Here is a 396-nt window from a genome sequence, read left to right as displayed (position 1 = left end):
CCCCGCGTTGTTGACCAGAATGTCGAGCCGGCCCGTTCGTTCCACGACGGCCTCGATCAATCCGTCGCGCGCGGTGGCATCCTCGAGGTCGGCCGCGAGGCCGAAGGCCGAGCCCCCGGCTCCTTCGATGAGGGCGATCGTTTCCTCGATCGTGCCCGGGATCGCCGCGGTGACTCCGGCCCGCGTGGACGGCATGGGAGCGTAGGACCGCGCGGTCACCGCCACGGTCGCACCTTCGGCCGCCAGCCGCTGCGCGATGGCGCGTCCGATACCCCGGCTGCTGCCGGTGACCAATGCTGTTCTTCCAGCCAGCATCTGGCTCATCGGAGGATGAAATCCTGCTCGATGGGCGCCCGGTGTTGGTGCCACAGATCCACCAGGCGATACGGCGTGGCC

The 396-nt window shown here is 69.2% G+C and carries 1 protein-coding gene; it reads right to left on the bottom strand.

Translation table 11 applies throughout. The features are described 5' to 3' along the window. Window positions 1-324 (bottom strand): SDR family NAD(P)-dependent oxidoreductase (locus tag IMZ11_RS44570; protein WP_228649842.1); only part of this gene is annotated, 324 nt, incomplete at its 3' end. Window positions 325-396 lie beyond the last annotated feature (72 nt).

Origin of the sequence: Microtetraspora sp. AC03309 (assembly GCF_020826795.1) — a bacterium.
Taxonomy (GTDB): domain Bacteria; phylum Actinomycetota; class Actinomycetes; order Streptosporangiales; family Streptosporangiaceae; genus Microtetraspora; species Microtetraspora glauca.
This window is presented reverse-complemented; position numbering and strand designations above follow the sequence as displayed.